Source organism: Pseudomonas sp. SDO55104_S430 (genome assembly GCF_054070595.1).
In genome coordinates this window covers 1-22,413 of the sequence record NZ_JBSVXG010000048.1, presented here as the reverse complement: position 1 = coordinate 22,413, position 22,413 = coordinate 1, and the positions used below count along the sequence as shown (strand labels likewise).

At 60.1% G+C, this 22,413-nt stretch carries 20 protein-coding genes; 14 read left to right on the top strand and 6 right to left on the bottom strand.

The window, feature by feature from the left end; translation table 11 throughout:
* Positions 1 to 13 precede the first annotated feature (13 nt).
* The 14 genes from nuoC (at position 14) to ACW9JE_RS11405 (ending at position 16,162) form a co-directional block, all read left to right on the top strand.
* Positions 14 to 1,798 carry an NADH-quinone oxidoreductase subunit C/D gene (nuoC, locus tag ACW9JE_RS11470; RefSeq protein ID WP_457432797.1) on the top strand — a complete coding sequence of 595 codons (1,785 nt, stop codon included), beginning with the start codon at positions 14 to 16 and terminating at the stop codon, positions 1,796 to 1,798.
* A gap of 2 nt (positions 1,799 to 1,800) precedes the next feature.
* Entirely contained in the window at positions 1,801 to 2,298 is a 498-nt protein-coding gene (nuoE, locus tag ACW9JE_RS11465; RefSeq protein ID WP_008053447.1) for an NADH-quinone oxidoreductase subunit NuoE, read from the top strand.
* Positions 2,295 to 3,650, top strand: a complete 1,356-nt coding sequence (nuoF, locus tag ACW9JE_RS11460; RefSeq protein WP_224538161.1) for an NADH-quinone oxidoreductase subunit NuoF — start codon at positions 2,295 to 2,297, stop codon at positions 3,648 to 3,650. Before nuoE ends, nuoF begins: the two co-directional genes overlap by 4 nt.
* A 137-nt stretch (positions 3,651 to 3,787) precedes the next feature.
* Positions 3,788 to 6,502, top strand: a complete 2,715-nt coding sequence (gene nuoG, locus ACW9JE_RS11455; protein ID WP_457432796.1) for an NADH-quinone oxidoreductase subunit NuoG — start codon at positions 3,788 to 3,790, stop codon at positions 6,500 to 6,502.
* Positions 6,499 to 7,506: an NADH-quinone oxidoreductase subunit NuoH gene (gene nuoH / locus ACW9JE_RS11450; RefSeq protein ID WP_110963740.1), complete on the top strand. Its 1,008-nt coding sequence runs from the start codon at positions 6,499 to 6,501 to the stop codon at positions 7,504 to 7,506. The genes nuoG and nuoH overlap by 4 nt, the downstream gene beginning before the upstream one ends.
* 12 nt (positions 7,507 to 7,518) lie before the next feature.
* Complete coding sequence (nuoI, locus tag ACW9JE_RS11445) at positions 7,519 to 8,064, top strand: NADH-quinone oxidoreductase subunit NuoI (RefSeq protein WP_178131195.1); 546 nt, start codon at positions 7,519 to 7,521, stop codon at positions 8,062 to 8,064.
* 9 nt (positions 8,065 to 8,073) lie between these two features.
* On the top strand, positions 8,074 to 8,577 hold the full coding sequence (gene nuoJ, locus ACW9JE_RS11440; RefSeq protein ID WP_085718312.1) for an NADH-quinone oxidoreductase subunit J: 504 nt from the start codon (positions 8,074 to 8,076) through the stop codon (positions 8,575 to 8,577).
* Positions 8,578 to 8,579: 2 nt separating this feature from the next.
* Complete coding sequence (nuoK, locus tag ACW9JE_RS11435) at positions 8,580 to 8,888, top strand: NADH-quinone oxidoreductase subunit NuoK (protein ID WP_007946416.1); 309 nt, start codon at positions 8,580 to 8,582, stop codon at positions 8,886 to 8,888.
* Positions 8,885 to 10,738: an NADH-quinone oxidoreductase subunit L gene (gene nuoL / locus ACW9JE_RS11430; RefSeq protein WP_457432795.1), complete on the top strand. Its 1,854-nt coding sequence runs from the start codon at positions 8,885 to 8,887 to the stop codon at positions 10,736 to 10,738. The genes nuoK and nuoL overlap by 4 nt, the downstream gene beginning before the upstream one ends.
* Positions 10,739 to 10,777: 39 nt before the next feature.
* Entirely contained in the window at positions 10,778 to 12,310 is a 1,533-nt protein-coding gene (nuoM, locus tag ACW9JE_RS11425) for an NADH-quinone oxidoreductase subunit M (RefSeq protein ID WP_224538167.1), read from the top strand.
* A 7-nt stretch (positions 12,311 to 12,317) separates the two neighbouring features.
* Positions 12,318 to 13,781 carry an NADH-quinone oxidoreductase subunit NuoN gene (gene nuoN / locus ACW9JE_RS11420; RefSeq protein ID WP_224538169.1) on the top strand — a complete coding sequence of 488 codons (1,464 nt, stop codon included), beginning with the start codon at positions 12,318 to 12,320 and terminating at the stop codon, positions 13,779 to 13,781.
* Between the two features lie 311 nt (positions 13,782 to 14,092).
* Complete coding sequence (locus ACW9JE_RS11415) at positions 14,093 to 14,419, top strand: type II toxin-antitoxin system Phd/YefM family antitoxin (protein WP_457432803.1); 327 nt, start codon at positions 14,093 to 14,095, stop codon at positions 14,417 to 14,419.
* Positions 14,416 to 14,793: a type II toxin-antitoxin system VapC family toxin gene (locus ACW9JE_RS11410; protein ID WP_457432793.1), complete on the top strand. Its 378-nt coding sequence runs from the start codon at positions 14,416 to 14,418 to the stop codon at positions 14,791 to 14,793. Before ACW9JE_RS11415 ends, ACW9JE_RS11410 begins: the two co-directional genes overlap by 4 nt.
* Positions 14,794 to 15,295: 502 nt before the next feature.
* Positions 15,296 to 16,162 (top strand): alpha/beta fold hydrolase, encoded by an 867-nt coding sequence (locus tag ACW9JE_RS11405; protein ID WP_457432792.1) that lies wholly within the window; start codon positions 15,296 to 15,298, stop codon positions 16,160 to 16,162.
* A 46-nt stretch (positions 16,163 to 16,208) separates the two neighbouring features.
* Here the strand turns inward: ACW9JE_RS11405 and ACW9JE_RS11400 are convergent, their stop codons facing one another.
* Genes ACW9JE_RS11400 through ACW9JE_RS11375 form a run of 6 tightly spaced genes read right to left on the bottom strand, consistent with a single transcriptional unit; the run spans position 16,209 to position 22,165 of the window.
* Positions 16,209 to 17,951: an ABC transporter substrate-binding protein gene (locus tag ACW9JE_RS11400; RefSeq protein WP_457432791.1), complete on the bottom strand. Its 1,743-nt coding sequence runs from the start codon at positions 17,949 to 17,951 to the stop codon at positions 16,209 to 16,211.
* Positions 17,952 to 17,998: 47 nt separating this feature from the next.
* Positions 17,999 to 18,271: a DUF2160 domain-containing protein gene (locus tag ACW9JE_RS11395; protein ID WP_175377393.1), complete on the bottom strand. Its 273-nt coding sequence runs from the start codon at positions 18,269 to 18,271 to the stop codon at positions 17,999 to 18,001.
* A 10-nt stretch (positions 18,272 to 18,281) separates the two neighbouring features.
* Positions 18,282 to 19,082, bottom strand: coding sequence for a carbohydrate ABC transporter permease (locus ACW9JE_RS11390; protein WP_224538174.1), 801 nt, complete (start codon positions 19,080 to 19,082; stop codon positions 18,282 to 18,284).
* Between the two features lie 10 nt (positions 19,083 to 19,092).
* Positions 19,093 to 19,959 (bottom strand): carbohydrate ABC transporter permease, encoded by an 867-nt coding sequence (locus ACW9JE_RS11385; RefSeq protein WP_224538176.1) that lies wholly within the window; start codon positions 19,957 to 19,959, stop codon positions 19,093 to 19,095.
* A complete protein-coding gene (locus ACW9JE_RS11380) occupies positions 19,956 to 21,071 on the bottom strand; it encodes an ABC transporter ATP-binding protein (RefSeq protein ID WP_224538178.1) in 1,116 nt (371 codons plus the stop codon). Before ACW9JE_RS11380 ends, ACW9JE_RS11385 begins: the two co-directional genes overlap by 4 nt.
* Entirely contained in the window at positions 21,071 to 22,165 is a 1,095-nt protein-coding gene (locus tag ACW9JE_RS11375; protein ID WP_224538179.1) for an ABC transporter ATP-binding protein, read from the bottom strand. Before ACW9JE_RS11375 ends, ACW9JE_RS11380 begins: the two co-directional genes overlap by 1 nt.
* Between the last annotated feature and the right edge of the window lie 248 nt (positions 22,166 to 22,413).

Here is a 22,413-nt window from a genome sequence, read left to right as displayed (position 1 = left end):
GCGATAAATAACCATGACTACAGGCAGTGCTCTGTACATCCCGCCTTACAAGGCAGACGACCAGGATGTGGTCGTCGAACTGAACAATCGTTTTGGCCCCGAGGCGTTCACCGCCCAGCCTACTCGCACCGGCATGCCGGTGCTTTGGGTTGCCCGTGCCAAACTCGTTGAAGTAATGACCTTCCTGCGTAACCTGCCCAAGCCGTACGTCATGCTCTATGACCTGCACGGCGTGGACGAGCGTCTGCGCACCAAGCGTCAAGGGCTGCCGAGCGGTGCCGACTTCACCGTGTTCTATCACCTGATGTCGATCGAACGTAACAGCGACGTGATGATCAAGGTCGCGTTGTCCGAAGGCGACCTCAGCGTTCCGACTGTCACCAGCATCTGGCCAAACGCCAACTGGTACGAGCGTGAAGTCTGGGACATGTACGGCATCGACTTCAAAGGTCACCCGCACCTGTCGCGCATCATGATGCCGCCGACCTGGGAAGGTCACCCGCTGCGCAAGGACTTCCCTGCGCGTGCCACCGAATTCGATCCGTTCACCCTGAACCTAGCCAAGCAGCAGCTCGAAGAAGAGTCCGCGCGCTTCAAGCCGGAAGACTGGGGCATGAAACGTTCCGGCCCGAACGAGGACTACATGTTCCTCAACCTGGGTCCGAACCACCCTTCGGCGCACGGTGCATTCCGCATCATTCTGCAGCTGGACGGTGAAGAGATCGTCGACTGCGTGCCGGACGTCGGTTACCACCACCGTGGTGCCGAGAAGATGGCCGAGCGTCAGTCCTGGCACAGCTTCATCCCGTACACCGACCGTATCGACTACCTCGGCGGCGTGATGAACAACCTGCCGTACGTGCTCTCGGTCGAGAAGCTGGCCGGTATCAAGGTGCCGGAGAAGGTCGACGTCATCCGCATCATGATGGCCGAGTTCTTCCGGATCACCAGTCACCTGCTGTTCCTGGGTACCTACATCCAGGACGTCGGCGCCATGACCCCGGTGTTCTTCACCTTCACCGACCGTCAGCGCGCCTACACCGTGATCGAAGCGATCACCGGTTTCCGTCTGCACCCGGCCTGGTATCGCATCGGTGGCGTCGCCCACGACTTGCCGCGCGGCTGGGAAAAGCTGGTCAAGGATTTCGTCGAGTGGATGCCAAAGCGTCTGGACGAATACCAGAAGGCCGCTTTGGACAACAGCATCCTGCGTGGCCGTACCATCGGCGTCGCCGACTACAACACCAAGCAAGCCCTGGAATGGGGTGTTACCGGTGCCGGTCTGCGTTCCACCGGTTGCGACTTTGACCTGCGTAAGGCGCGTCCGTACTCGGGCTACGAGAACTTCGAGTTCGAAGTACCGCTGGCCGCCAATGGCGATGCCTACGACCGTTGCATCGTGCGCGTGGAAGAAATGCGCCAGAGCATCCGGATCATCGACCAGTGCCTGCGCAACATGCCGGAAGGCCCGTACAAGGCGGATCACCCGCTGACCACGCCGCCGCCGAAAGAGCGCACGCTGCAGCACATCGAAACCTTGATCACGCACTTCCTGCAAGTTTCGTGGGGCCCGGTCATGCCGGCCAACGAATCCTTCCAGATGATCGAAGCGACCAAGGGCATCAACAGTTATTACCTGACGAGCGATGGCGGCACCATGAGCTACCGCACCCGGATTCGTACCCCAAGCTTCCCGCATCTGCAGCAGATCCCTTCGGTGATCAAAGGCAGCATGGTCGCGGACTTGATCGCGTACCTGGGTAGTATCGACTTCGTTATGGCCGACGTGGACCGCTAAGCATGAACAGCACGCTTATCCAGACAGACCGTTTCACCTTGAGTGAAACCGAGCGCTCGGCCATCGAGCACGAGCTGCATCACTATGAAGACCCGCGCGCGGCGTCCATCGAAGCCCTGAAGATCGTCCAGAAGGAACGTGGCTGGGTACCGGATGGCGCCCTGTACGCCATCGGCGAAATCCTTGGCATCCCGGCCAGCGACGTCGAAGGCGTTGCAACCTTCTATAGTCAGATCTTCCGTCAACCGGTGGGTCGCCACATCATTCGCGTCTGCGACAGCATGGTCTGCTACATCGGCGGCCACGAGTCCGTGGTCAGCGAAATCCAGAGCAAGCTGGGCATCGGCCTGGGTCAGACCACCACCGACGGTCGCTTCACCCTGCTGCCGGTCTGCTGCCTCGGCAACTGCGACAAGGCGCCGGCGCTGATGATCGACGACGACACCTTTGGTGATGTACAGCCAGCAGGCGTTGCCAAACTGCTCGAGGGCTACGTATGACCCTGACTTCCTTCGGTCCTGCCAACCGCATCAAGCGTTCGGCCGAGACTCACCCGCTCACCTGGCGTCTGCGTGACGACGGCGAAGCCGTCTGGCTCGACGAGTACCAGGCCAAGAACGGTTACGCCGCTGCGCGCAAGGCCTTCGCCGACATGGCTCAGGACGACATCGTCCAGACCGTGAAAGATTCCGGCCTCAAAGGCCGCGGCGGTGCAGGCTTCCCCACCGGCGTGAAGTGGGGCCTGATGCCCAAGGACGAATCCATCAACATCCGCTACCTGCTGTGCAACGCGGACGAAATGGAGCCCAACACCTGGAAAGACCGCATGCTGATGGAGCAACTGCCCCATCTGCTGATCGAAGGCATGCTGATCAGTGCCCGCGCACTGAAAACCTACCGTGGCTACATCTTCCTGCGTGGCGAGTACACCACCGCCGCCAAGCACCTGAACCGTGCCGTGGAAGAAGCCAAGGCAGCTGGCCTTCTGGGCAAGAACATCCTGGGCAGCGGTTTCGATTTCGAGCTGTTCGTCCACACCGGCGCCGGGCGTTACATCTGCGGTGAAGAAACCGCACTGATCAACTCCCTCGAAGGCCGCCGCGCCAACCCGCGCTCCAAGCCGCCCTTCCCTGCCGCCGTTGGCGTGTGGGGCAAGCCGACCTGCGTGAACAACGTCGAAACCCTGTGCAACGTACCGGCGATCATCGCCGACGGCGTGGACTGGTACAAATCGTTGGCCCGCGAAGGCAGCGAAGACATGGGCACCAAGCTCATGGGCTTCTCCGGCAAGGTCAAGAACCCTGGCCTGTGGGAACTGCCATTCGGCGTGACCGCTCGCGAGCTGTTCGAAGACTACGCCGGCGGCATGCGCGACGGTTACAAGCTCAAGGCCTGGCAACCAGGCGGAGCCGGTACCGGTTTCCTGTTGCCGGAACACCTGGACGCACAAATGTACGCCGGCGGCATCGCCAAAGTAGGCACCCGTATGGGTACCGGCCTGGCCATGGCGGTGGACGACAGCGTCAACATGGTGTCCCTGCTGCGCAACATGGAGCAGTTCTTCGCTCGCGAATCCTGTGGCTTCTGCACCCCGTGCCGTGACGGTTTGCCATGGAGCGTCAAGCTCCTGATGGCGATCGAGAACGGTCAAGGGCGTGCCGGCGACATCGAGACCCTGCTGGGTCTGGTCGGTTTCCTCGGCCCAGGCAAGACCTTCTGTGCTCACGCACCGGGCGCCGTGGAGCCGTTGGGCAGCGCAATCAAATACTTCCGCCATGAGTTCGAAGCCGGCATCGCGCCTGAAAGCGCCGTCGTCCCGCCTCTGGCAAAGCCGATCGTAGTCGGCGCGTAAACGCTTAAAAAAAGCGAAGGGTCCGTGCCCTTCGCTTTTCGTGCGATGACGCCTTTACCGGCTGTGTTGATTCGCGCGGATAACAAGATTCCATTAGCCACGCCCGCTGACACCGGGCCAACGAAGAACTTTGAACCATGGCCACTATCCACGTAGACGGCAAAGCGCTCGAAGTCGACGGGGCAGACAACCTGTTACAGGCATGTCTGTCGCTAGGCCTCGATATTCCTTATTTCTGCTGGCACCCTGCCCTGGGCAGCGTTGGCGCTTGCCGCCAATGCGCGGTCAAGCAGTACACCGACGAAAACGACACCCGTGGTCGTATCGTCATGTCCTGCATGACTCCTGCCACCGACAACACCTGGATCTCCATCGAAGATGAAGAATCCAAGGCTTTCCGCGCCAGTGTTGTTGAATGGCTGATGACCAACCACCCTCACGACTGCCCGGTCTGTGAAGAAGGCGGTCACTGCCACCTGCAAGACATGACGGTAATGACCGGCCACAACGAGCGCCGTTACCGCTTCACCAAGCGTACCCACCAGAACCAGCAACTGGGCCCGTTCATTTCCCACGAAATGAACCGCTGCATCGCCTGCTATCGCTGCGTGCGCTTCTATAAGGACTACGCCGGCGGTACCGACCTGGGCGTCTACGGCGCTCACGACAACGTGTACTTCGGTCGCGTTGAAGACGGCACCCTGGAAAGCGAGTTCTCCGGCAACCTCACCGAGGTCTGCCCGACCGGTGTGTTCACCGACAAGACTCACTCCGAGCGCTACAACCGCAAATGGGACATGCAGTTCTCGCCGAGCATCTGCCATGGCTGCTCCAGCGGTTGCAACATCTCCCCGGGCGAGCGTTACGGCGAACTGCGTCGCATCGAAAACCGCTACAACGGTTCGGTGAACCAGTACTTCCTGTGCGACCGTGGCCGTTTCGGTTATGGCTACGTCAACCGCACCGACCGTCCACGTCAGCCGCTGCTGGCAAACGGCGCCAAGCTGAGCCTGGACGAAGCCCTGGATAAAGCCGCTGACCTGCTGCGCGGTCGCAACATCGTCGGTATCGGGTCGCCCCGCGCCAGCCTGGAAAGCAACTACGCGTTGCGCGAGCTGGTCGGCGCCGAGCACTTCTACTCCGGTATCGAAGCGTCCGAACTGGAACGCATCCGTCTGGTCCTGCAAGTGCTGAAAGACAGCCCGCTGCCAGTACCGAACATGCGCGACATCGAAGATCACGACGCCGTGTTCGTCCTCGGTGAAGACCTGACCCAGACCGCAGCGCGCATGGCCCTGGCCCTGCGTCAGTCGGTCAAGGGCAAGGCCGAAGAAATGGCCGACGCCATGCGCGTTCAGCCTTGGCTCGACGCCGCGGTGAAGAACATCGGTCAGCACGCGCTGAACCCGCTGTTCATCGCCAGCCTGGCTGAAACCAAGCTCGACGACATCGCCGAAGAATGCGTTCACGCCGCTCCCGACGACCTGGCGCGCATCGGTTTCGCCGTGGCTCACGCCCTTGATGCCAGCGCTCCTGCCGTTGAAGGCCTGGACGCCGAAGCCCTGGAACTGGCCAAGCGCATTGCCGACGCCCTGCTCGCCGCCAAGCGCCCGCTGATCATCGCCGGTACTTCCCTGGGCTCCAAAGCGCTGATCGAGGCTGCCGCCAACATCGCCAAAGCCCTGAAGCTGCGCGAGAAGAACGGTTCCATCAGCCTGATCGTGCCGGAGGCCAACAGCCTCGGCCTGGCCATGCTCGGTGGCGAATCGGTCGACGCCGCGCTGCAAGCGGTCATCGACGGCAAGGCTGACGCCATCGTCGTTCTGGAAAACGATCTGTACACCCGTACCGACAAGGCTCGCGTCGACGCAGCCCTGAACGCTGCGAAAGTGCTGATTGTCGCCGACCATCAGAAGACTGCCACCAGCGACCGCGCGCACCTGGTCCTGCCAGCCGCCAGCTTCGCTGAAGGCGACGGCACCCTGGTCAGCCAGGAAGGCCGCGCCCAGCGTTTCTTCCAGGTCTTCGACCCGCAATACATGGACGCCAGCATCCTGGTCCACGAAGGCTGGCGCTGGCTGCATGCCCTGCGCGCCACCCTGCTGAACCAGGCGATCGACTGGACCCAACTGGACCACGTCACCGCCGCGGTCGCTTCCAGCACTCCGCAGCTGGCCGCCATCGTCGACGCCGCACCGTCCGCCGCGTTCCGCATCAAGGGTCTGAAACTGGCCCGTGAACCGCTGCGTTACTCCGGTCGCACCGCCATGCGCGCCGACATCAGCGTGCACGAACCGCGTACCCCGCAGGACAAGGACACCGCGTTCGCCTTCTCCATGGAAGGTTACTCGGGTTCGGCCGAACCGCGTCAGCAAGTGCCATTCGCCTGGTCTCCGGGCTGGAACTCGCCGCAGGCCTGGAACAAGTTCCAGGACGAAGTCGGCGGTCACATCCGCGCTGGCGACCCGGGCACCCGCCTGATCGAAAGCACCGGTGACTCGCTGAACTGGTTCGCCAGCGTTCCGCGCGCGTTCAACCCGGCTCAAGGTACCTGGCAGGTCGTGCCGTTCTTCCACCTGTTCGGCAGCGAAGAGAACTCTTCGAAAGCCGCTCCGGTCCAGGAACGCATTCCGGCCGCCTACGTTGCTCTGGCCAAGTCCGAAGCCGACCGTCTGGGTGTCAACGACGGTGCCATGCTGAGCTTGAACGTGGCTGGCCAGACCCTGCGTCTGCCACTGCGTATCAACGAAGAACTGAGCGCAGGTCTCGTTGCACTGCCAGCAGGCATCGCCGGCATCCCGCCTGCGATCTTTGGCAAGTCCGTTGACGGTCTGCAGGAGGCAGCTCAATGACCTGGTTCACTCCTGAAGTGATCGACATCATCATCGCGGTCCTCAAGGCCGTGGTGATCCTGCTTGCCGTAGTGATCTGCGGCGCCCTGCTCAGCTGGGTCGAGCGTCGTCTGCTCGCCCTCTGGCAGGACCGTTACGGTCCGAACCGTGTCGGTCCGTTCGGTGCGTTCCAGATCGCTGCCGACATGATCAAGATGTTCTTCAAGGAAGACTGGACCCCGCCGTTCGCCGACAAGATGATCTTCACCCTGGCACCGGTCGTGGCCATGAGCGCCCTGCTGATTGCCTTCGCGATCATCCCGATCACTCCGACCTGGGGTGTGGCGGATCTGAACATCGGTATCCTGTTCTTCTTCGCCATGGCCGGTCTGTCGGTCTACGCGGTGCTGTTCGCCGGCTGGTCGAGCAACAACAAGTTCGCCCTGCTGGGCAGCTTGCGTGCCTCGGCGCAGACCGTGTCGTACGAAGTGTTCATGGGCCTGTCGCTGATGGGCATCGTGATCCAGGTCGGCTCGTTCAACATGCGCGACATCGTCGACTATCAGGCTCAGCACCTGTGGTTCATCATCCCGCAGATCTTCGGTTTCCTGACCTTCTTCATCGCCGGCGTCGCCGTGACTCACCGTCACCCGTTCGACCAGCCGGAAGCGGAACAGGAACTGGCCGACGGTTACCACATTGAATACGCCGGCATGAAATGGGGCATGTTCTTCGTGGGCGAGTACATCGGCATCGTGCTGATCTCCGCCCTGCTGGTGACCCTGTTCTTCGGTGGCTGGCACGGTCCGTTCGGCATCCTGCCGCAGATCCCGTTCATCTGGTTCGCACTGAAAACCGGTTTCTTCATCATGATGTTCATCCTGCTGCGCGCTTCGATTCCGCGCCCACGGTATGACCAAGTGATGGATTTCAGCTGGAAGTTCTGCCTGCCGCTGACCCTCGTCAACATGCTGGTGACCGCTGCGATCGTGTTGCTCAACACGCCCGCCGTCGCGGCTCAGTGAGGATAGAGAATCATGAAGTACATTTTTGACATCGTGCATGGCCTCTACACCCAGCTTCGCAGCCTGGTGATGATTTTCGGCCACGCCTTCCGCAAGCGCGACACGCTGCAGTACCCGGAAGAACCGGTCTACCTGCCGCCGCGCTACCGTGGCCGTATCGTCCTGACCCGCGACCCCGACGGTGAAGAGCGTTGCGTAGCCTGCAACCTGTGCGCCGTGGCTTGCCCGGTCGGTTGCATCTCGCTGCAGAAAGCTGAAACAGAAGACGGTCGCTGGTACCCGGACTTCTTCCGCATCAACTTCTCGCGCTGCATTTTCTGCGGCCTCTGCGAGGAAGCCTGCCCGACCACCGCGATCCAGCTGACGCCGGATTTCGAAATGGCCGAGTTCAAACGTCAGGACCTGGTTTACGAGAAAGAAGATCTGCTGATCTCCGGCCCCGGCAAAAACCCTGATTACAACTTCTATCGTGTTGCAGGTATGGCGATTGCCGGTAAGCCGAAAGGCACCGCGCAGAACGAAGCCGAACCGATCAACGTGAAGAGCTTGCTGCCTTAAGGAAGAAAGATGGAATTCGCTTTCTATTTCGCATCGGGTATCGCTGTGGTGTCCACGCTTCGCGTGATCACCAACACCAACCCTGTGCACGCCCTGCTCTACCTGATCATTTCGCTGATCGCCGTGGCCATGACGTTCTTCGCCCTCGGCGCACCGTTTGCCGGTGTCCTGGAAGTGATCGCCTACGCTGGCGCCATCATGGTGCTGTTCGTGTTCGTGGTGATGATGCTGAACCTGGGCCCGGCCTCGGTTCAGCAAGAGCGCGTCTGGCTCAAGCCCGGTATCTGGGGCGGCCCGGTCGCCCTCGCCGCGCTGCTGCTGGTTGAACTGCTGTATGTGCTGTTCTCCCACCAGAGCGGTCAGGCCGTCGGCCACACCACCGTAGACGCCAAGGCCGTGGGCATCAGCCTGTTCGGTCCTTACCTGCTGGTGGTCGAACTCGCCTCGATGCTGCTGCTCGCCGCAGCCGTCACGGCATTCCACTTGGGCCGCAACGAAGCCAAGGAGCAATGACGATGCCTGCTATCCCTATGGAGCATGGTCTGGCGGTCGCCGGCATCCTGTTCTGCCTCGGTCTGGTCGGCCTGATGGTCCGCCGCAACATTCTTTTCGTGCTGATGAGCCTGGAGGTCATGATGAATGCCTCCGCACTGGCGTTCATCGTTGCCGGCAGCCGCTGGGCGCAGCCGGATGGACAGATCATGTTCATCCTGGTGATCAGCCTTGCAGCCGCCGAGGCCAGTATTGGCCTGGCGATCCTGTTGCAGCTGTATCGCCGCTTCCACACGCTCGATATCGACGCTGCCAGTGAGATGCGCGGATGAACCTACTCTTTCTGACTTTCGTATTCCCTCTCATTGGTTTCCTGCTGCTGTCGTTCTCCCGTGGACGCATCTCGGAAAACCTCGCGGCCCTGATCGGCGTCGGCTCCATCGGCCTGTCGGCGATCGTTACCGCTTACGTGATCTGGCAATTCAACGTCGCCCCGCCAGAAGGCGGTCACTACACCCAGGTGTTGTGGCAGTGGATGGCGGTGGAAGGCTTCACGCCGAACTTCGCCCTGTACCTGGATGGTCTGTCCGTGACCATGCTCGGTGTGGTGGTTGGCGTCGGCTTCCTGATCCACCTGTTCGCTTCCTGGTACATGCGCGGTGAAAACGGCTACTCGCGTTTCTTCGCCTATACCAACCTGTTTATCGCCAGCATGCTGTTCCTGATCCTGGGCGATAACCTGTTGTTCCTGTACTTCGGTTGGGAAGGCGTGGGCCTGTGCTCGTACCTGTTGATCGGTTTCTACTACAGCAACCGCAACAACGGTAACGCCGCACTCAAAGCCTTCATCGTGACCCGTATCGGTGACGTGTTCATGGCCATCGGCCTGTTCATTCTGTTTGCCCAGCTGGGCACGCTGAACGTTCAGGAACTGCTGGTGCTGGCACCGCAGAAATTCCAGGCTGGCGACACCTGGATGGTCCTGGCGACTCTGATGCTGCTTGGTGGTGCTGTCGGTAAATCCGCGCAACTGCCGCTGCAAACCTGGCTGGCGGATGCGATGGCCGGTCCTACCCCGGTTTCGGCACTGATCCACGCCGCAACCATGGTGACCGCCGGTGTCTACCTGATCGCCCGTACCCACGGCCTGTTCACCCTGGCGCCGGAAATCCTGCACCTGGTCGGCATCGTTGGTGGCGTGACGCTGGTCCTGGCCGGTTTCGCAGCCCTGGTTCAGACCGACATCAAACGTATCCTCGCCTACTCGACCATGAGCCAGATCGGCTACATGTTCCTGGCCCTGGGCGTTGGCGCCTGGGACGGCGCGATCTTCCACCTGATGACCCACGCCTTCTTCAAGGCCCTGCTGTTCCTTGCTTCCGGTGCGGTGATCGTTGCCTGCCACCACGAGCAGAACATCTTCAAGATGGGTGGCCTGTGGAAGAAACTGCCGCTGGCCTACGCCAGCTTCATCGTCGGCGGCGCGGCCCTGGCGGCCCTGCCACTGGTGACCGCAGGCTTCTACTCCAAGGACGAAATCCTCTGGGAAGCGTTTGCCAGCGGTAACCACGGTCTGCTCTACGCAGGTCTGGTCGGCGCGTTCATGACCTCGCTCTACACCTTCCGCCTGATCTTCATCGCGTTCCACGGTGAAGCGAAGACCGAAGCCCACGCCGGTCACGGCATTGCCCACTGGCTGCCACTGTCGGTGCTGATCGTTCTGTCGACTTTCGTCGGCGCCATGATCGTTCCGCCACTGCACGGCGTACTGCCACAAAGCGTCGGCCATGCCGGCGGCGAAGCCAAGCACAGCCTGGAAATCGCCTCGGGCGCCATCGCCCTGGCCGGTATCCTGCTGTCCGCCCTGCTGTTTCTGGGCAAGCGTCGCTTCGTGACCGCCGTCGCCAACAGCGGCATCGGCCGTGTCCTGTCGGCCTGGTGGTTCGCTGCCTGGGGCTTCGACTGGATCTACGACAAACTGTTCGTCAAGCCATACCTGGCGATCAGCCACATCCTGCGCAAAGACCCGCTCGACCAGACCATCGGTCTGATCCCGCGTATGGCCAAAGGCGGTCACACCGCCCTGAGCCGTACCGAGACCGGTCAACTGCGTTGGTATGCCGCCTCGATGGCTGCTGGTGCCGTGCTGGTAATTGGCGCCGTCGTGCTGGTAGCGGTCTGATATGAACCTTGCGAACTTGCGAAAGGAATTGAGCCCGTCATGATTCTGCCTTGGCTAATCCTGATCCCCTTCATCGGCGGCCTGCTGTGCTGGATGGGTGAGCGCTTCGGCGCCACCCTCCCCCGCTGGATTGCGCTGTTGACCATGTCCCTGGAACTCGCTCTCGGCCTCTGGCTGTGGGCCCATGGCGACTATTCGTTTGCTCCGGCACCAGGTGCCGATCCGACCTGGGTGATTGAATTCAAACACGTCTGGATCCAGCGCTTCGGCATCAACGTGCACCTGGCCCTCGACGGCCTGTCGCTGCTGATGATCCTGCTGACCGGTCTGCTGGGTGTCCTCTCGGTACTCTGCTCGTGGAAAGAGATTCAACGTCACGTTGGCTTCTTCCACCTGAACCTGATGTGGATCCTGGGCGGCGTCGTCGGCGTGTTCCTCGCCCTCGACCTGTTCATGTTCTTCTTCTTCTGGGAAATGATGCTGGTGCCGATGTACTTCCTCATCGCGCTCTGGGGTCACAGTTCTTCGGACGGCAAGAAAACCCGGATCTACGCGGCGACCAAGTTCTTCATCTTCACTCAGGCTTCCGGCCTGATCATGCTGGTGGCGATCCTGGGTCTGGTACTGGTCAACTTCAACGACACCGGCGTGATCACCTTCAACTACGCCGATCTGTTGAAAACCAAGATGTCGACGACCACCGAGTACATCCTGATGCTCGGCTTCTTCATCGCCTTCGCGGTGAAGCTGCCAGTCGTACCGTTCCACTCCTGGTTGCCTGACGCTCACGCCCAGGCGCCGACCGCAGGTTCCGTGGACCTGGCCGGTATCTTGCTGAAAACCGCTGCTTACGGTCTGCTGCGTTTCGCCCTGCCGCTTTTCCCTAACGCTTCGGCCGAGTTCGCGCCGATCGCCATGACCCTGGGTCTGATCGGGATCTTCTACGGTGCGTTCCTGGCGTTCGCGCAAACCGACATCAAGCGTCTGATCGCCTTCTCGTCCGTTTCCCACATGGGCTTCGTACTGATCGGCATCTACTCCGGCAGCCAACTGGCGCTGCAGGGTGCGGTGATGCAGATGCTCGCGCACGGTGTTTCCGCCGCGGCACTGTTTATCCTGAGTGGTCAGCTGTACGAACGCACCCACACCCGCGACATGCGTGAGATGGGTGGCCTGTGGTCGAAGATCGCTTACCTGCCGGCCCTCAGCCTGTTCTTCGCAGCCGCGTCCTTGGGCTTGCCGGGTACCGGTAACTTCGTCGGCGAGTTCCTGATCCTGATCGGCACCTTCTCCTTCGCTCCGTGGATCACCGTGATCGCAACCACCGGCCTGGTGTTCGGTTCGGTTTACTCGCTGATCATGATCCACCGTGCGTACTTCGGTCCGGCCAAATCGGACGCGGTGCTGCATGGCATGGACGGTCGCGAAATGATCATGGTGGTCGGTCTGGCGGTGCTGCTGATATACCTCGGCGTCTACCCGCAACCGTTCCTCGATACCTCTGCCGCTACGATGCATGGCGTGCAGCAATGGCTCGGCACCGCCTTCACTCAACTCGCTTCGGCCCGGTAAGAGCGCTATGGAATTCACGATTCAACACTTTATTGCGCTTGCGCCATTGTTGATCACCAGCGCCACGATCATCGTGGTGATGCTGGCTATCGCCTGGCGCCGCAACCACTCCCAGACCTTCCTGCTGTCGGTGGCGGGTCTGAACCTGGCTTTGCTGTCGATCCTGCCGGCCTTGAAAGTCGCGCCACTGGCCGTGACCCCACTGCTGCAGATCGACACCTTCGCCTGCCTGTACATGGCGCTTATCCTGGTCGCCACCCTCGCCTGTGTAACCCTCGCCCACGCCTACCTCGGCGATGGCGGTTCGGGTTACCCGGGCAACCGTGAAGAACTGTACCTGCTGATCCTGATGGCCGCCGCCGGTGGCCTGGTTCTGGTCAGCGCGCAACACCTGGCCGGCTTGTTCATCGGTCTGGAGCTGCTGTCGGTACCGGTCTACGGTCTGGTGGCCTACGCCTTCTTCAACAAGCGTTCGCTGGAAGCCGGCATCAAGTACATGGTGCTGTCGGCGGCCGGTTCCGCGTTCCTGCTGTTCGGTATGGCCCTGCTCTACGCTGACGCCGGCTCCCTGAGCTTCGTCGGCATCGGCCAGGCCCTGGCGGCCACCGGCATGCCGAGCTCGCTGGCGCAACTGGGTCTGGGCATGATGCTGATCGGCCTGGCGTTCAAACTGTCGCTGGTTCCGTTCCACCTCTGGACTCCGGACGTCTACGAAGGTGCTCCGGCACCGGTGGCGGCGTTCCTGGCAACCGCTTCGAAGGTGGCAGTGTTCGCGGTGATGGTGCGTCTGTTCCAGATCTCGCCAGCGGCGAGCAGCGGCGTGCTGAGCAACGTACTGACCATCATCGCCATCGCGTCGATCCTGTTCGGTAACCTGCTGGCCCTGACCCAGAGCAACCTCAAGCGTCTGCTGGGTTACTCGTCCATCGCTCACTTCGGTTACCTGCTGATCGCCCTGGTGGCGAGCAAGGGTCTGGCCGTGGAAGCCATCGGCGTGTACCTGGTCACTTACGTGATCACCAGCCTCGGCGCCTTCGGCGTGATCACCCTGATGTCCTCGCCGTACAACGGTCGTGACGCGGATGCCCTGTACGAATACCGCGGCCTGTTCTGGCGCCGTCCGTACCTGACCGCCGTACTGACCGTGATGATGCTGTCCCTGGCCGGTATCCCGCTGACCGCGGGCTTCATCGGCAAGTTCTACATCATCGCCACCGGTGTCGAGTCGCACCAATGGTGGCTGGTCGGTTCCCTGGTACTGGGTAGCGCCATAGGTGTGTTCTACTACCTGCGCGTCATGGTCACCCTGTACTTGATCGAACCAAACCTGCGTCGCCACGATGCACAGCTGCACTGGGAACAAAAGGCAGGCGGCGTGATGCTGCTGGCCATCGCTCTGGTAGCGTTCTTCCTCGGTGTGTATCCACAGCCGCTGCTGAACCTGGTTCAGCAATCGGGTCTGGCGGGTTGATCGCCTAGGCACTTTAGGCAGTAAACAGAAACGGCACCTTCGGGTGCCGTTTTTGCGTTTGTAGGATTTGTCACTGCTGCCCTCCCCTCCTTCTGCAATTCCCGAAAGCTCTGGCGAAATTGCCAGTTTCGTCCTACAGCGGAAAATCGATCATTGGGTATATCTTTTGCGGCTTCAGAATGGAGTAACCAAAAGGAGAGGGAATGATGAAACGCGACATCTTCCATGAATTGATGGACGGCCTCGAATCTTTGGCAGAAGACCGCCAACAAACGACTTCAACGCGACCCTATAACGCCAAAACTACCCATATGTCACTCATTTGCTCCGAGGCCCAGTGCGACTTTGCAGGTCAAAAAAATTCTGGCTATATTTGTCCAGAATACGGGAGGCAAATCATGATCATTGTTCCGCTGGCCGAGGCCAAAAACAATTTATCCAAACTGGTCGATGACGCCGCCGCAGGAAAAGTCATCACGATCGCCAAACACGGCCGCCCCCTTGCCCGCCTGGTTCCAGTTGAACGGCCACGCGGTCAACGAATCGGCGCGATGAAAGGCAAACTCGTCCTTGCCGAGGACTTCGATGCGGCCCTGCCAGACGACTTGCTGAATGCCTTCGAAGGGCACCACGCTTGAGGGTCTTGCTGGATACTCATGTTCTGCTCTGGGCCTTGGCTGACGATCAGAAGTTATCTGATAAAGCCCGATTGCTCATAAACAACGCTGCAGAAATCTACGTAAGCGCCGCGAGTTTCTGGGAAATGGCAATCAAGGTTGGTTTGGGGAAGCTGAGCGTTGATCTGGAAGAAATTCGCCAATATTGCCTCGAAAGTGGATTCATTGAATTGCCGGTTTCGTCGGAGCACGCCATCGCGGTGAAGGATCTCGAACCCCATCATCGAGATCCGTTCGACCGACTCATCGTGGCAACCGCCATGACCGAACCCATGAAGCTTCTGACTTCGGACACGATCATGACCAGATACACACCGTTGGCGATATTGGTTTGATGCAAAACAAAGAACGGCACCTCCGGGTGCCGTTTTGCATTTTGGAGGTCCAATAGATCGAACTCTGTGCATCGGTCTGAAGAACCGGAAAACACCACAGGAAAATTCGCTGCACACAACCCGCAAAGGATCATGAAGAGCTTGCTCGCGACGAACGAACTACTCAACAAACAGAAATTTCATACAGGTCATTTAACCCGTTAGCCGAAGCAAAAGGCTCGCTGACTCCCACAACGTCCGAATTTGCTCAGCCCCGGCGTCAACCACCCATTGATGTGTACATATTTCCACTCACCGGAAACAACGACACTGAAACGTCCAGTCATTTTTGACCACCCCACTTCCAGTTCATACAGTCGCTGCCCCGCCCTCCTGTAGGAGCGAGCACGCTCGCGATGGTCGTCAACGATCACGTTGGGCATCTGGTACCCCGCGGTGCCTCGGCCACCATCGCGAGCAAGCTCGCTCCTACAGAGGGCATTCGTTTTTCAGGGAGTGAAAAATGGTGAACAGCGGCTATTACCCGACCGACGACGGTCATCAGCTCTTTTGGCAGCGGTATGGCACGCCGGGTGGCGAACCGATCTTTTTCCTGCATGGCGGACCCGGGGGCTATTGCAATCCGCTGCACCTGGAGCTCTTCGACGAGCGAATGTTCGACATCATCCTGTTCGACCAACGCGGCTGTGGCCGCTCCATGCCCCCAGGGGAACTGCGGATGAACGACACCGCGCATTGTGTCGAGGACATCGATGGTCTGCGCAGGCACCTGGGCTTCGAAAAAATCAGTCTGCTGGGCGTGTCCTGGGGTAGCTGGCTGGCCGCTCAATACCAGCGGCGCTATCCCGAAGCGGTGCTGAAAACCACGATGATCTCGATCCTCGTGCCCTTTGCGGAAAACTTCAGCGCCAGCGACAGAGCCTTGCGTGAAGGCCTGTCGGCAGTGCCTCAGGGCACCTGCGCCCCCACTGCCGAAGCGCTGTACCAGATACTGAACAATGGTTGTGACATGCAGCAAAAACAGGCGGCCCTGCATTGGTTGAAGGCGACACTGCACCTGAGCGGGCAATCGATGCCCGACGATGCACTGGAAAAGCTGGCGGACGACGAAGTGGTGCGCACCATGCGCCTGAAATTGCACTACCACGTGAATCGCTACTTCTTCACACGTGCAGACGAAACGCTCTCACTCAATGACAACACGGAAGTGATTCAGAGCATTGGCGACGGTCTCGGCATGGCCAGTATTCGCTGGCTACGCCAGCGCCATCCACTGCGGTGCCGTCTGCTGCGCGCCGGAAACAATGCGCTGGAACCCGGCACGCTCAAAGCCGTGCGCCAATCGCTGAAACGCAAAATTATCCCTTAAAGAAAACGGCACCCGAAGGTGCCGTTCCACATTGTCGCTGCGAGCCTTATTTACGCGCCTCCGCCCACGACTTCAGCAGCTCGTTGTAGCCCACGGTTTCGCCCTGAGGCTTCTCGTTAGCCAGTTTCGGTTTCGGTGCGCCCGGCTGGTCGAACCAGTATTGTGCGTCGCGCTCCGGATTCATTTTCGGTGCGCAGGTGGCCTGTGCCTTCGAACGTTCCAGACGGGTCATGATCGCGTCCTGATCCTTGGCCAGTCCGTCCAGTGCCTGTTGCGGGGTTTTCTCGCCGCTGGCAGCTTCGGCGATATGGCTCCACCACAGTTGCGCCAGACGCGGATAGTCCGGCACGTTGGTCCCGGTCGGAGACCATTGCACGCGGGCCGGGCTGCGGTAGAACTCAACAAGACCACCGAGTTTCGGCGCCAGGTCGGTCATCGCCTGGGAGTTGATGTCCGACTCGCGGATCGGCGTCAGGCCGACGATGGTTTTCTTCAGGGAAACGGTTTTCGACGTCACGAACTGCGCGTACAGCCAGGCCGCGAGTTTCTGCTTCTCGGGTGTGGACTTCATGAAGGTCCAGGAACCCACGTCCTGATACCCAAGCTTCATCCCCTCTTCCCAGTAAGGTCCCTTCGGCGAAGGCGCCATGCGCCATTTCGGCGTGCCATCGGCATTCATCACCGCCAGGCCAGGCTTGGTCATGTCGGCAGTGAACGCGGTGTACCAGAAGATCTGCTGGGCAATGTTGCCCTGGGACGGTACCGGACCCGATTCGGAGAAGGTCATGCCTGCCGCTTCCGGTGGCGCGTACTTCTTCAGCCAGTCGACGTATTTGGTGGTGGCGAACACTGCCGCCGGACCGTTGGTGTCGCCACCGCGGGTCACGCTGGAACCCACCGGATGGCAATCCTCGACGCGGATGCCCCACTCGTCCACCGGCAAGCCGTTGGGAATGCCCTTGTCGCCACCGCCGGCCATGGAGAACCAGGCATCGGTGAAGCGCCAGCCCAGGGACGGGTCTTTCTTGCCGTAGTCCATGTGCCCGTAGACACGCTTGCCGTCGATTTCCTTGACGTCTTCGCTGAAGAACTTGGCGATGTCTTCATAGGCCGACCAGTTGATCGGTACGCCCAGCTCGTAGCCGTACTTCTCCTTGAACTTGGCCTTGAGGTCCGCACGCTCGAACCAGTCGGCGCGGAACCAATACAGGTTGGCGAACTGCTGGTCAGGCAATTGGTAGATCTTGCCGTCGGGCGCGGTGGTGAAGGAGATACCGATGAAGTCCTTGATATCCAAGGTCGGCGAGGTGAAGTTCTTGCCTTCGTTGGCCATCAGGTCGGTGATCGATTCGGTCTTGCCGTAGCGGAAGTGCGTACCGATCAGGTCCGAGTCGTTGACCCAGCCGTCATAGATGTTCTTGTCCGACTGCATCACCGTCTGCATCTTTTCCACCACGTCGCCTTCCTGCAGCAGATCGTGGGTCAGTTTGATCCCGGTGATTTCACTGAACGCCTTGGCCAGGACCTTGGATTCGTACTCGTGGGTGGCGATGGTTTCCGATACCACCTTGATGTTCATCCCACGGAACGGCTCGGCCGCCTTGATGAACCACTTCAGTTCTTCCAGCTGTTGATCGGCCGTCAGCGTGGACGGCTTGAATTCGCTTACAATCCATTTCTTCGCAGCATCTTCGTAAGCATCGGCCCAGGCCGAAGCGCTCAAACCGCTGAGTGCCAGCAGGGCTGCCAATGAAATGCTATGTCGCAGCTTATTGTTTTTGTCGAACATAGAGACCTCCTGTTTAATTTTCGGAGCAACATTGCCGAGCGATTCGACTAGCCCCAACGCATCACCACCAACAGCCACACCAGGGACAACGCGAACGCTACCCAGATGCTCCAGTCGGTCACGCCGATTACCAGCAAATGCAGGTAGGCGCTGCCGAGAAGACCGATAAACAAGCGATCGCCACGAGTGGTGGCAATCGGCAGAAAACCTCGCCGAAGTACGCTCGGCGATCGCAACTCCCAAGTGGTCATGACCACCAGGATCAAACCGATCACGCAGAAAAATGCCGCCGTCGGGACGGTCCAGCTCATCCATTCCATCATCAGCTCCTCATACCCGGCCCAGGGCAAAGCCCTTGGCCACATGGTTGCGAACAAACCAGATCACCAGCATGCCCGGCAGAATGGTCAGCACCCCCGCCGCCGCCAGCACGCCCCAGTCGATACCGGAGGCCGAGACGGTGCGGGTCATCACCGCCGCGATCGGTTTGGCGTTGACCGACGTCAAGGTGCGCGCCAGCAGCAGTTCGACCCAGGAAAACATGAAGCAGAAAAACGCCGTCACGCCGATGCCGGAGCCGATCAGGGGGATGAAAATCTTCACGAAGAACTTGGGGAAACTGTAGCCGTCGATGTAGGCCGTTTCGTCGATTTCTTTCGGAACGCCAGACATGAAGCCTTCGAGAATCCACACCGCCAAAGGGACGTTGAACAGGCAGTGCGCCAGTGCCACGGCGATGTGGGTGTCGAACAGACCGATCGAGGAATACAGCTGGAAGAACGGCAGCAGGAACACTGCCGGCGGTGCCATGCGGTTGGTCAGCAGCCAGAAGAACAGGTGCTTGTCACCCAGGAAGCGGTAGCGCGAAAACGCATAGGCCGCCGGCAACGCCACGGTCAGGGAAATGATCGTGTTCAGCGTCACGTAGTACGCCGAGTTGATGTAACCGTTGTACCAGCTCGGATCGGTGAAGATCACCTTGTAGTTCGCCAAGGTGAAATCCTGTGGGAAAAGTGTCAATCCGCCGAGGATTTCGGTGTTGCTCTTGAAGGACATGTTCAACAGCCAGTAGATCGGCACCAGCACGAACAGAATGTACAGCAGCAGTGGAATCAGCTTTCTCTTGCTCATGGCGCGGGCCTCAACGGTTGGCGTCAGAGTGAGTCATGGCGGTGTAGAACAGCCAGGACACCAACAGGATGATCAGGAAGTACACCAGCGAAAACGCTGCCGCCGGCCCCAGGTCGAATTGGCCTACAGCCATTTGGGTAAGGGTCTGGCTGAGGAAGGTCGTGGCGTTGCCCGGCCCGCCGCCGGTCAGCACGAACGGCTCGGTGTAGATCATGAAACTGTCCATGAAGCGCAGCATCACCGCGATCAGCAGTACGCTCTTGAGCTTGGGCAACTGGATGTGCCGGAACACCGCCCAGGCCGAGGCCCGGTCGATTCGCGCCGCCTGGTAGTACACGTCCGGAATGGCTCGCAGGCCCGAGAAGCACAACAGCGCCACCAGCGACGTCCAGTGCCAGACGTCCATCACCAGCACCGTGACCCAGGCGTCCATGGTGTTGGCCGCATAGTTGTAGCTGATGCCCATGCCGTTGAGCGCCGAACCGAGCAGGCCGATGTCGGCGCGACCGAAGATCTGCCAGATGGTGCCGACCACGTTCCACGGGATCAGCAGCGGGATCGCCATAACGATCAGCACCAACGACGACCAGCGGCCCTTGGTCGGCATGGTCAGTGCGATGGCGATCCCCAGGGGAATTTCGATCAGCAGCACGCAGGCCGAATAGATGAACTGACGCAGCAGCGAGTCATGCAGGCGCGGGTCGAGCAGCACCTGCTTGTACCAGTCGGCGCCGACGAAGTAGCGGCTGGACTGGTCGAAGATGTCCTGCACCGAATAGTTGACCACGGTCATCATCGGGATCACCGCACTGAACGCCACCAGCAGGAACACCGGCAACACCAGCCACCAGGCCTTGTTGTTCTGCACCTTGTTCATGGCTGCACCTCCCCGATCGCTTGCGTTTGCAGCAGGAACTCGTCGGCATAGACCATCAGCCACTGCGCCGGAAAACTGATGTAGGCCGTGCCTTCGGGCACCGGTTTGTCTTCGGCCAAGCGGACCTTGAGCGGCACACCGTCGAGATTGAGGGTCATGATCTTGTAGGTGCCCAGGTCTTCGACGTGTACGACTTTTGCCTGCAGCGCGTCTTCGAAGGGTTCTTCCCACACATGGACGAACTCGGGGCGAATGCCGACTTTCAGGGTTTGCCAGGTGGTCTCGGCGATGCGCTTCTGCATGGCCTCCGACAACGGCAGATGAGTCGAGGCAAAACCGACACCGCCCGGTTGCGGCTGCACGTCGATCAGGTTCATGCCGGGGCTGCCGATGAAGTAGCCGACGAAGGTATGGCTCGGCCGCTCGAACAATTCCCGCGGCGTGCCGAACTGCACGATCTGCCCGCCGTACATCACCGCGATTTTGTCGGCGAAGGTCGAGGCCTCCAACTGATCGTGGGTGACGTAGACCATGGTGATGTTGAACTGCTCGTGGATCTGCTTGAGCTTGCGCCGCAGCTTCCACTTCAGGTGCGGATCGATCACCGTCAGCGGCTCGTCGAACAGGATCGCCGATACGTCGTCACGCACCAGGCCACGGCCCATGGAGACTTTCTGTTTTTCGTCGGCTGTGAGGTTGCGGGCCTTTTTGTTCAGCAGGTTCTGCAGGTCGAGGACTTCGGCGATTTCCTGCACCTTGGTGTGAATTTTCGCCTCGGCCATGCCCTGGTTGCGCAACGGAAAAGCCAGGTTGTCGAACACCGTCATGGTGTCGTAGACCACCGGGAACTGGAAAACCTGGGCGATGTTGCGCTTCTCCGGCGTCAGGTCGTTGACCGCCTTGCCGTCGAACAGCACGTGGCCCTGGGACGGGCTGAGCAGGCCGGAAATGATGTTGAGCAAGGTCGACTTGCCGCAGCCCGACGGACCGAGCAAGGCAAACGCGCCGCCCTGCTCCCAGATGTGGTCCATCTCGCGGATCGCGTAATCCTCAGGGCCACTCGGCGTGCTGGTGTAGCTGTGGGCGAGGTTCTGCAAACGGATTTCGGCCATCAGGCAACCCTCGCGACACGCCGGCCCGGCGCCTGAACCAGGCGCCCCTGCGTATCGAACACAAACAGTTTATGGGTCGGGATGTAGATGCGGATCGGCGCATCGACGTCGTATTCGTGAACGCCGGGCAGGTGCAGCACCAGCAGGAAATGCTCGTTGCGCACATGAAGGAAGGTTTCCGAGCCGCTGATTTCCGCTACTTCGACGGTCACCGCCAGTTCCAGGTCGTCGTCGTTGCTCGGCACCAGCGAGATGTGGCTGGGACGCACGCCGAAGCGGAATTCCCCCTCGCCCACCGGCCGCAAGTCGACGTTCAACGGGAAGTGCACGAAATTGGCGAAGCTCACTTCGTTGCCGGCGATGCGCCCGGGCATCAGATTGATCGGCGGCTCGGAGAACAGTTCGGCCGCAAGCACCGTCTGTGGTTGGTGATAGACGGAGGAAGATTGGCCGCTCTGAATCACCCGGCCTTCGTGAAGAATGGTGGTGGTACCACCCAGGGCCAACGCTTCGTTAGGCTCGGTGGTGGCGTAGATGGCGATGGTGTGCCGCGCCTTGAACAGCTCGCGCATTTCCTGGCGCAGCTCTTCGCGCAGCTTGTAGTCGAGGTTGACCAGAGGCTCATCGAACAGGATCAGTTCGGCATCCTTGACCAGCGCCCGGGCCATGGCCGTGCGCTGTTGCTGGCCGCCGGAGAGTTCCAGGGGGTAGCGCTTGAGGAATTTCTCGATGCGCAACATCTTCGCGGTTTCCAGCACTTTGCTCTGGATCTGCTCGTTGGACACACCGGCCTGGCGTAGCGGCGAGGCGATGTTCTCGAAGACGGTCATGGTCGGGTAATTGATGAACTGCTGATAGACCATCGACACATTGCGCAGACGCACCGGGCGCTGGGTGACATCGACGCCGTTCATCAGCACGCGACCACTGTCGGGCTTGTCCAGCCCGGCCATCAGGCGCATGAGACTGGTCTTGCCGGACAGCGTACGTCCCAGCAAAACGTTGAAAGATCCGGGTTCGAAACTGAGGCACGCATCGTCAATCCAGGTCTGGCCCTCGACGGTGCGGCTGACATGCTCCAGGGTTAATGACATGGCTCGGCCTTTTTTATTTTTTTGGAGTCAAGCGACCGGAGCTAGATAGCGACATTCGTGCCAGAAATCACATGTCATTGATAAAGCTGAATATTGTTGAAAATGAAGGGCGTTTGGCTTTCGATGCTGAACACAAATGAACAGTTGGGACTGAACAACTGAACACTTGAACGATTGACAATGAACATTAGTGAACAACACTCTACTGACTGTTCAGTTCCTTGTAGGAGCACGGCTTGCCGGCGAAG

Excerpts from the sequence above, each read along its gene's own strand:
- nuoC (WP_457432797.1), top strand. The coding sequence starts at position 14 with ATGACTACAGGCAGTGCTCTGTACATCCCGCCTTACAAGGCAGACGAC.
- nuoE (WP_008053447.1), top strand. The coding sequence starts at position 1,801 with ATGAACAGCACGCTTATCCAGACAGACCGTTTCACCTTGAGTGAAACC.
- nuoF (WP_224538161.1), top strand. The coding sequence starts at position 2,295 with ATGACCCTGACTTCCTTCGGTCCTGCCAACCGCATCAAGCGTTCGGCC.
- nuoG (WP_457432796.1), top strand. The coding sequence starts at position 3,788 with ATGGCCACTATCCACGTAGACGGCAAAGCGCTCGAAGTCGACGGGGCA.
- nuoH (WP_110963740.1), top strand. The coding sequence starts at position 6,499 with ATGACCTGGTTCACTCCTGAAGTGATCGACATCATCATCGCGGTCCTC.
- nuoI (WP_178131195.1), top strand. The coding sequence starts at position 7,519 with ATGAAGTACATTTTTGACATCGTGCATGGCCTCTACACCCAGCTTCGC.
- nuoJ (WP_085718312.1), top strand. The coding sequence starts at position 8,074 with ATGGAATTCGCTTTCTATTTCGCATCGGGTATCGCTGTGGTGTCCACG.
- nuoK (WP_007946416.1), top strand. The coding sequence starts at position 8,580 with ATGCCTGCTATCCCTATGGAGCATGGTCTGGCGGTCGCCGGCATCCTG.
- nuoL (WP_457432795.1), top strand. The coding sequence starts at position 8,885 with ATGAACCTACTCTTTCTGACTTTCGTATTCCCTCTCATTGGTTTCCTG.
- nuoM (WP_224538167.1), top strand. The coding sequence starts at position 10,778 with ATGATTCTGCCTTGGCTAATCCTGATCCCCTTCATCGGCGGCCTGCTG.
- nuoN (WP_224538169.1), top strand. The coding sequence starts at position 12,318 with ATGGAATTCACGATTCAACACTTTATTGCGCTTGCGCCATTGTTGATC.
- ACW9JE_RS11415 (WP_457432803.1), top strand. The coding sequence starts at position 14,093 with ATGTCACTCATTTGCTCCGAGGCCCAGTGCGACTTTGCAGGTCAAAAA.
- ACW9JE_RS11405 (WP_457432792.1), top strand. The coding sequence starts at position 15,296 with ATGGTGAACAGCGGCTATTACCCGACCGACGACGGTCATCAGCTCTTT.
- ACW9JE_RS11400 (WP_457432791.1), bottom strand. The coding sequence starts at position 17,951 with ATGTTCGACAAAAACAATAAGCTGCGACATAGCATTTCATTGGCAGCC.
- ACW9JE_RS11395 (WP_175377393.1), bottom strand. The coding sequence starts at position 18,271 with ATGGAATGGATGAGCTGGACCGTCCCGACGGCGGCATTTTTCTGCGTG.
- ACW9JE_RS11390 (WP_224538174.1), bottom strand. The coding sequence starts at position 19,082 with ATGAGCAAGAGAAAGCTGATTCCACTGCTGCTGTACATTCTGTTCGTG.
- ACW9JE_RS11385 (WP_224538176.1), bottom strand. The coding sequence starts at position 19,959 with ATGAACAAGGTGCAGAACAACAAGGCCTGGTGGCTGGTGTTGCCGGTG.
- ACW9JE_RS11380 (WP_224538178.1), bottom strand. The coding sequence starts at position 21,071 with ATGGCCGAAATCCGTTTGCAGAACCTCGCCCACAGCTACACCAGCACG.
- ACW9JE_RS11375 (WP_224538179.1), bottom strand. The coding sequence starts at position 22,165 with ATGTCATTAACCCTGGAGCATGTCAGCCGCACCGTCGAGGGCCAGACC.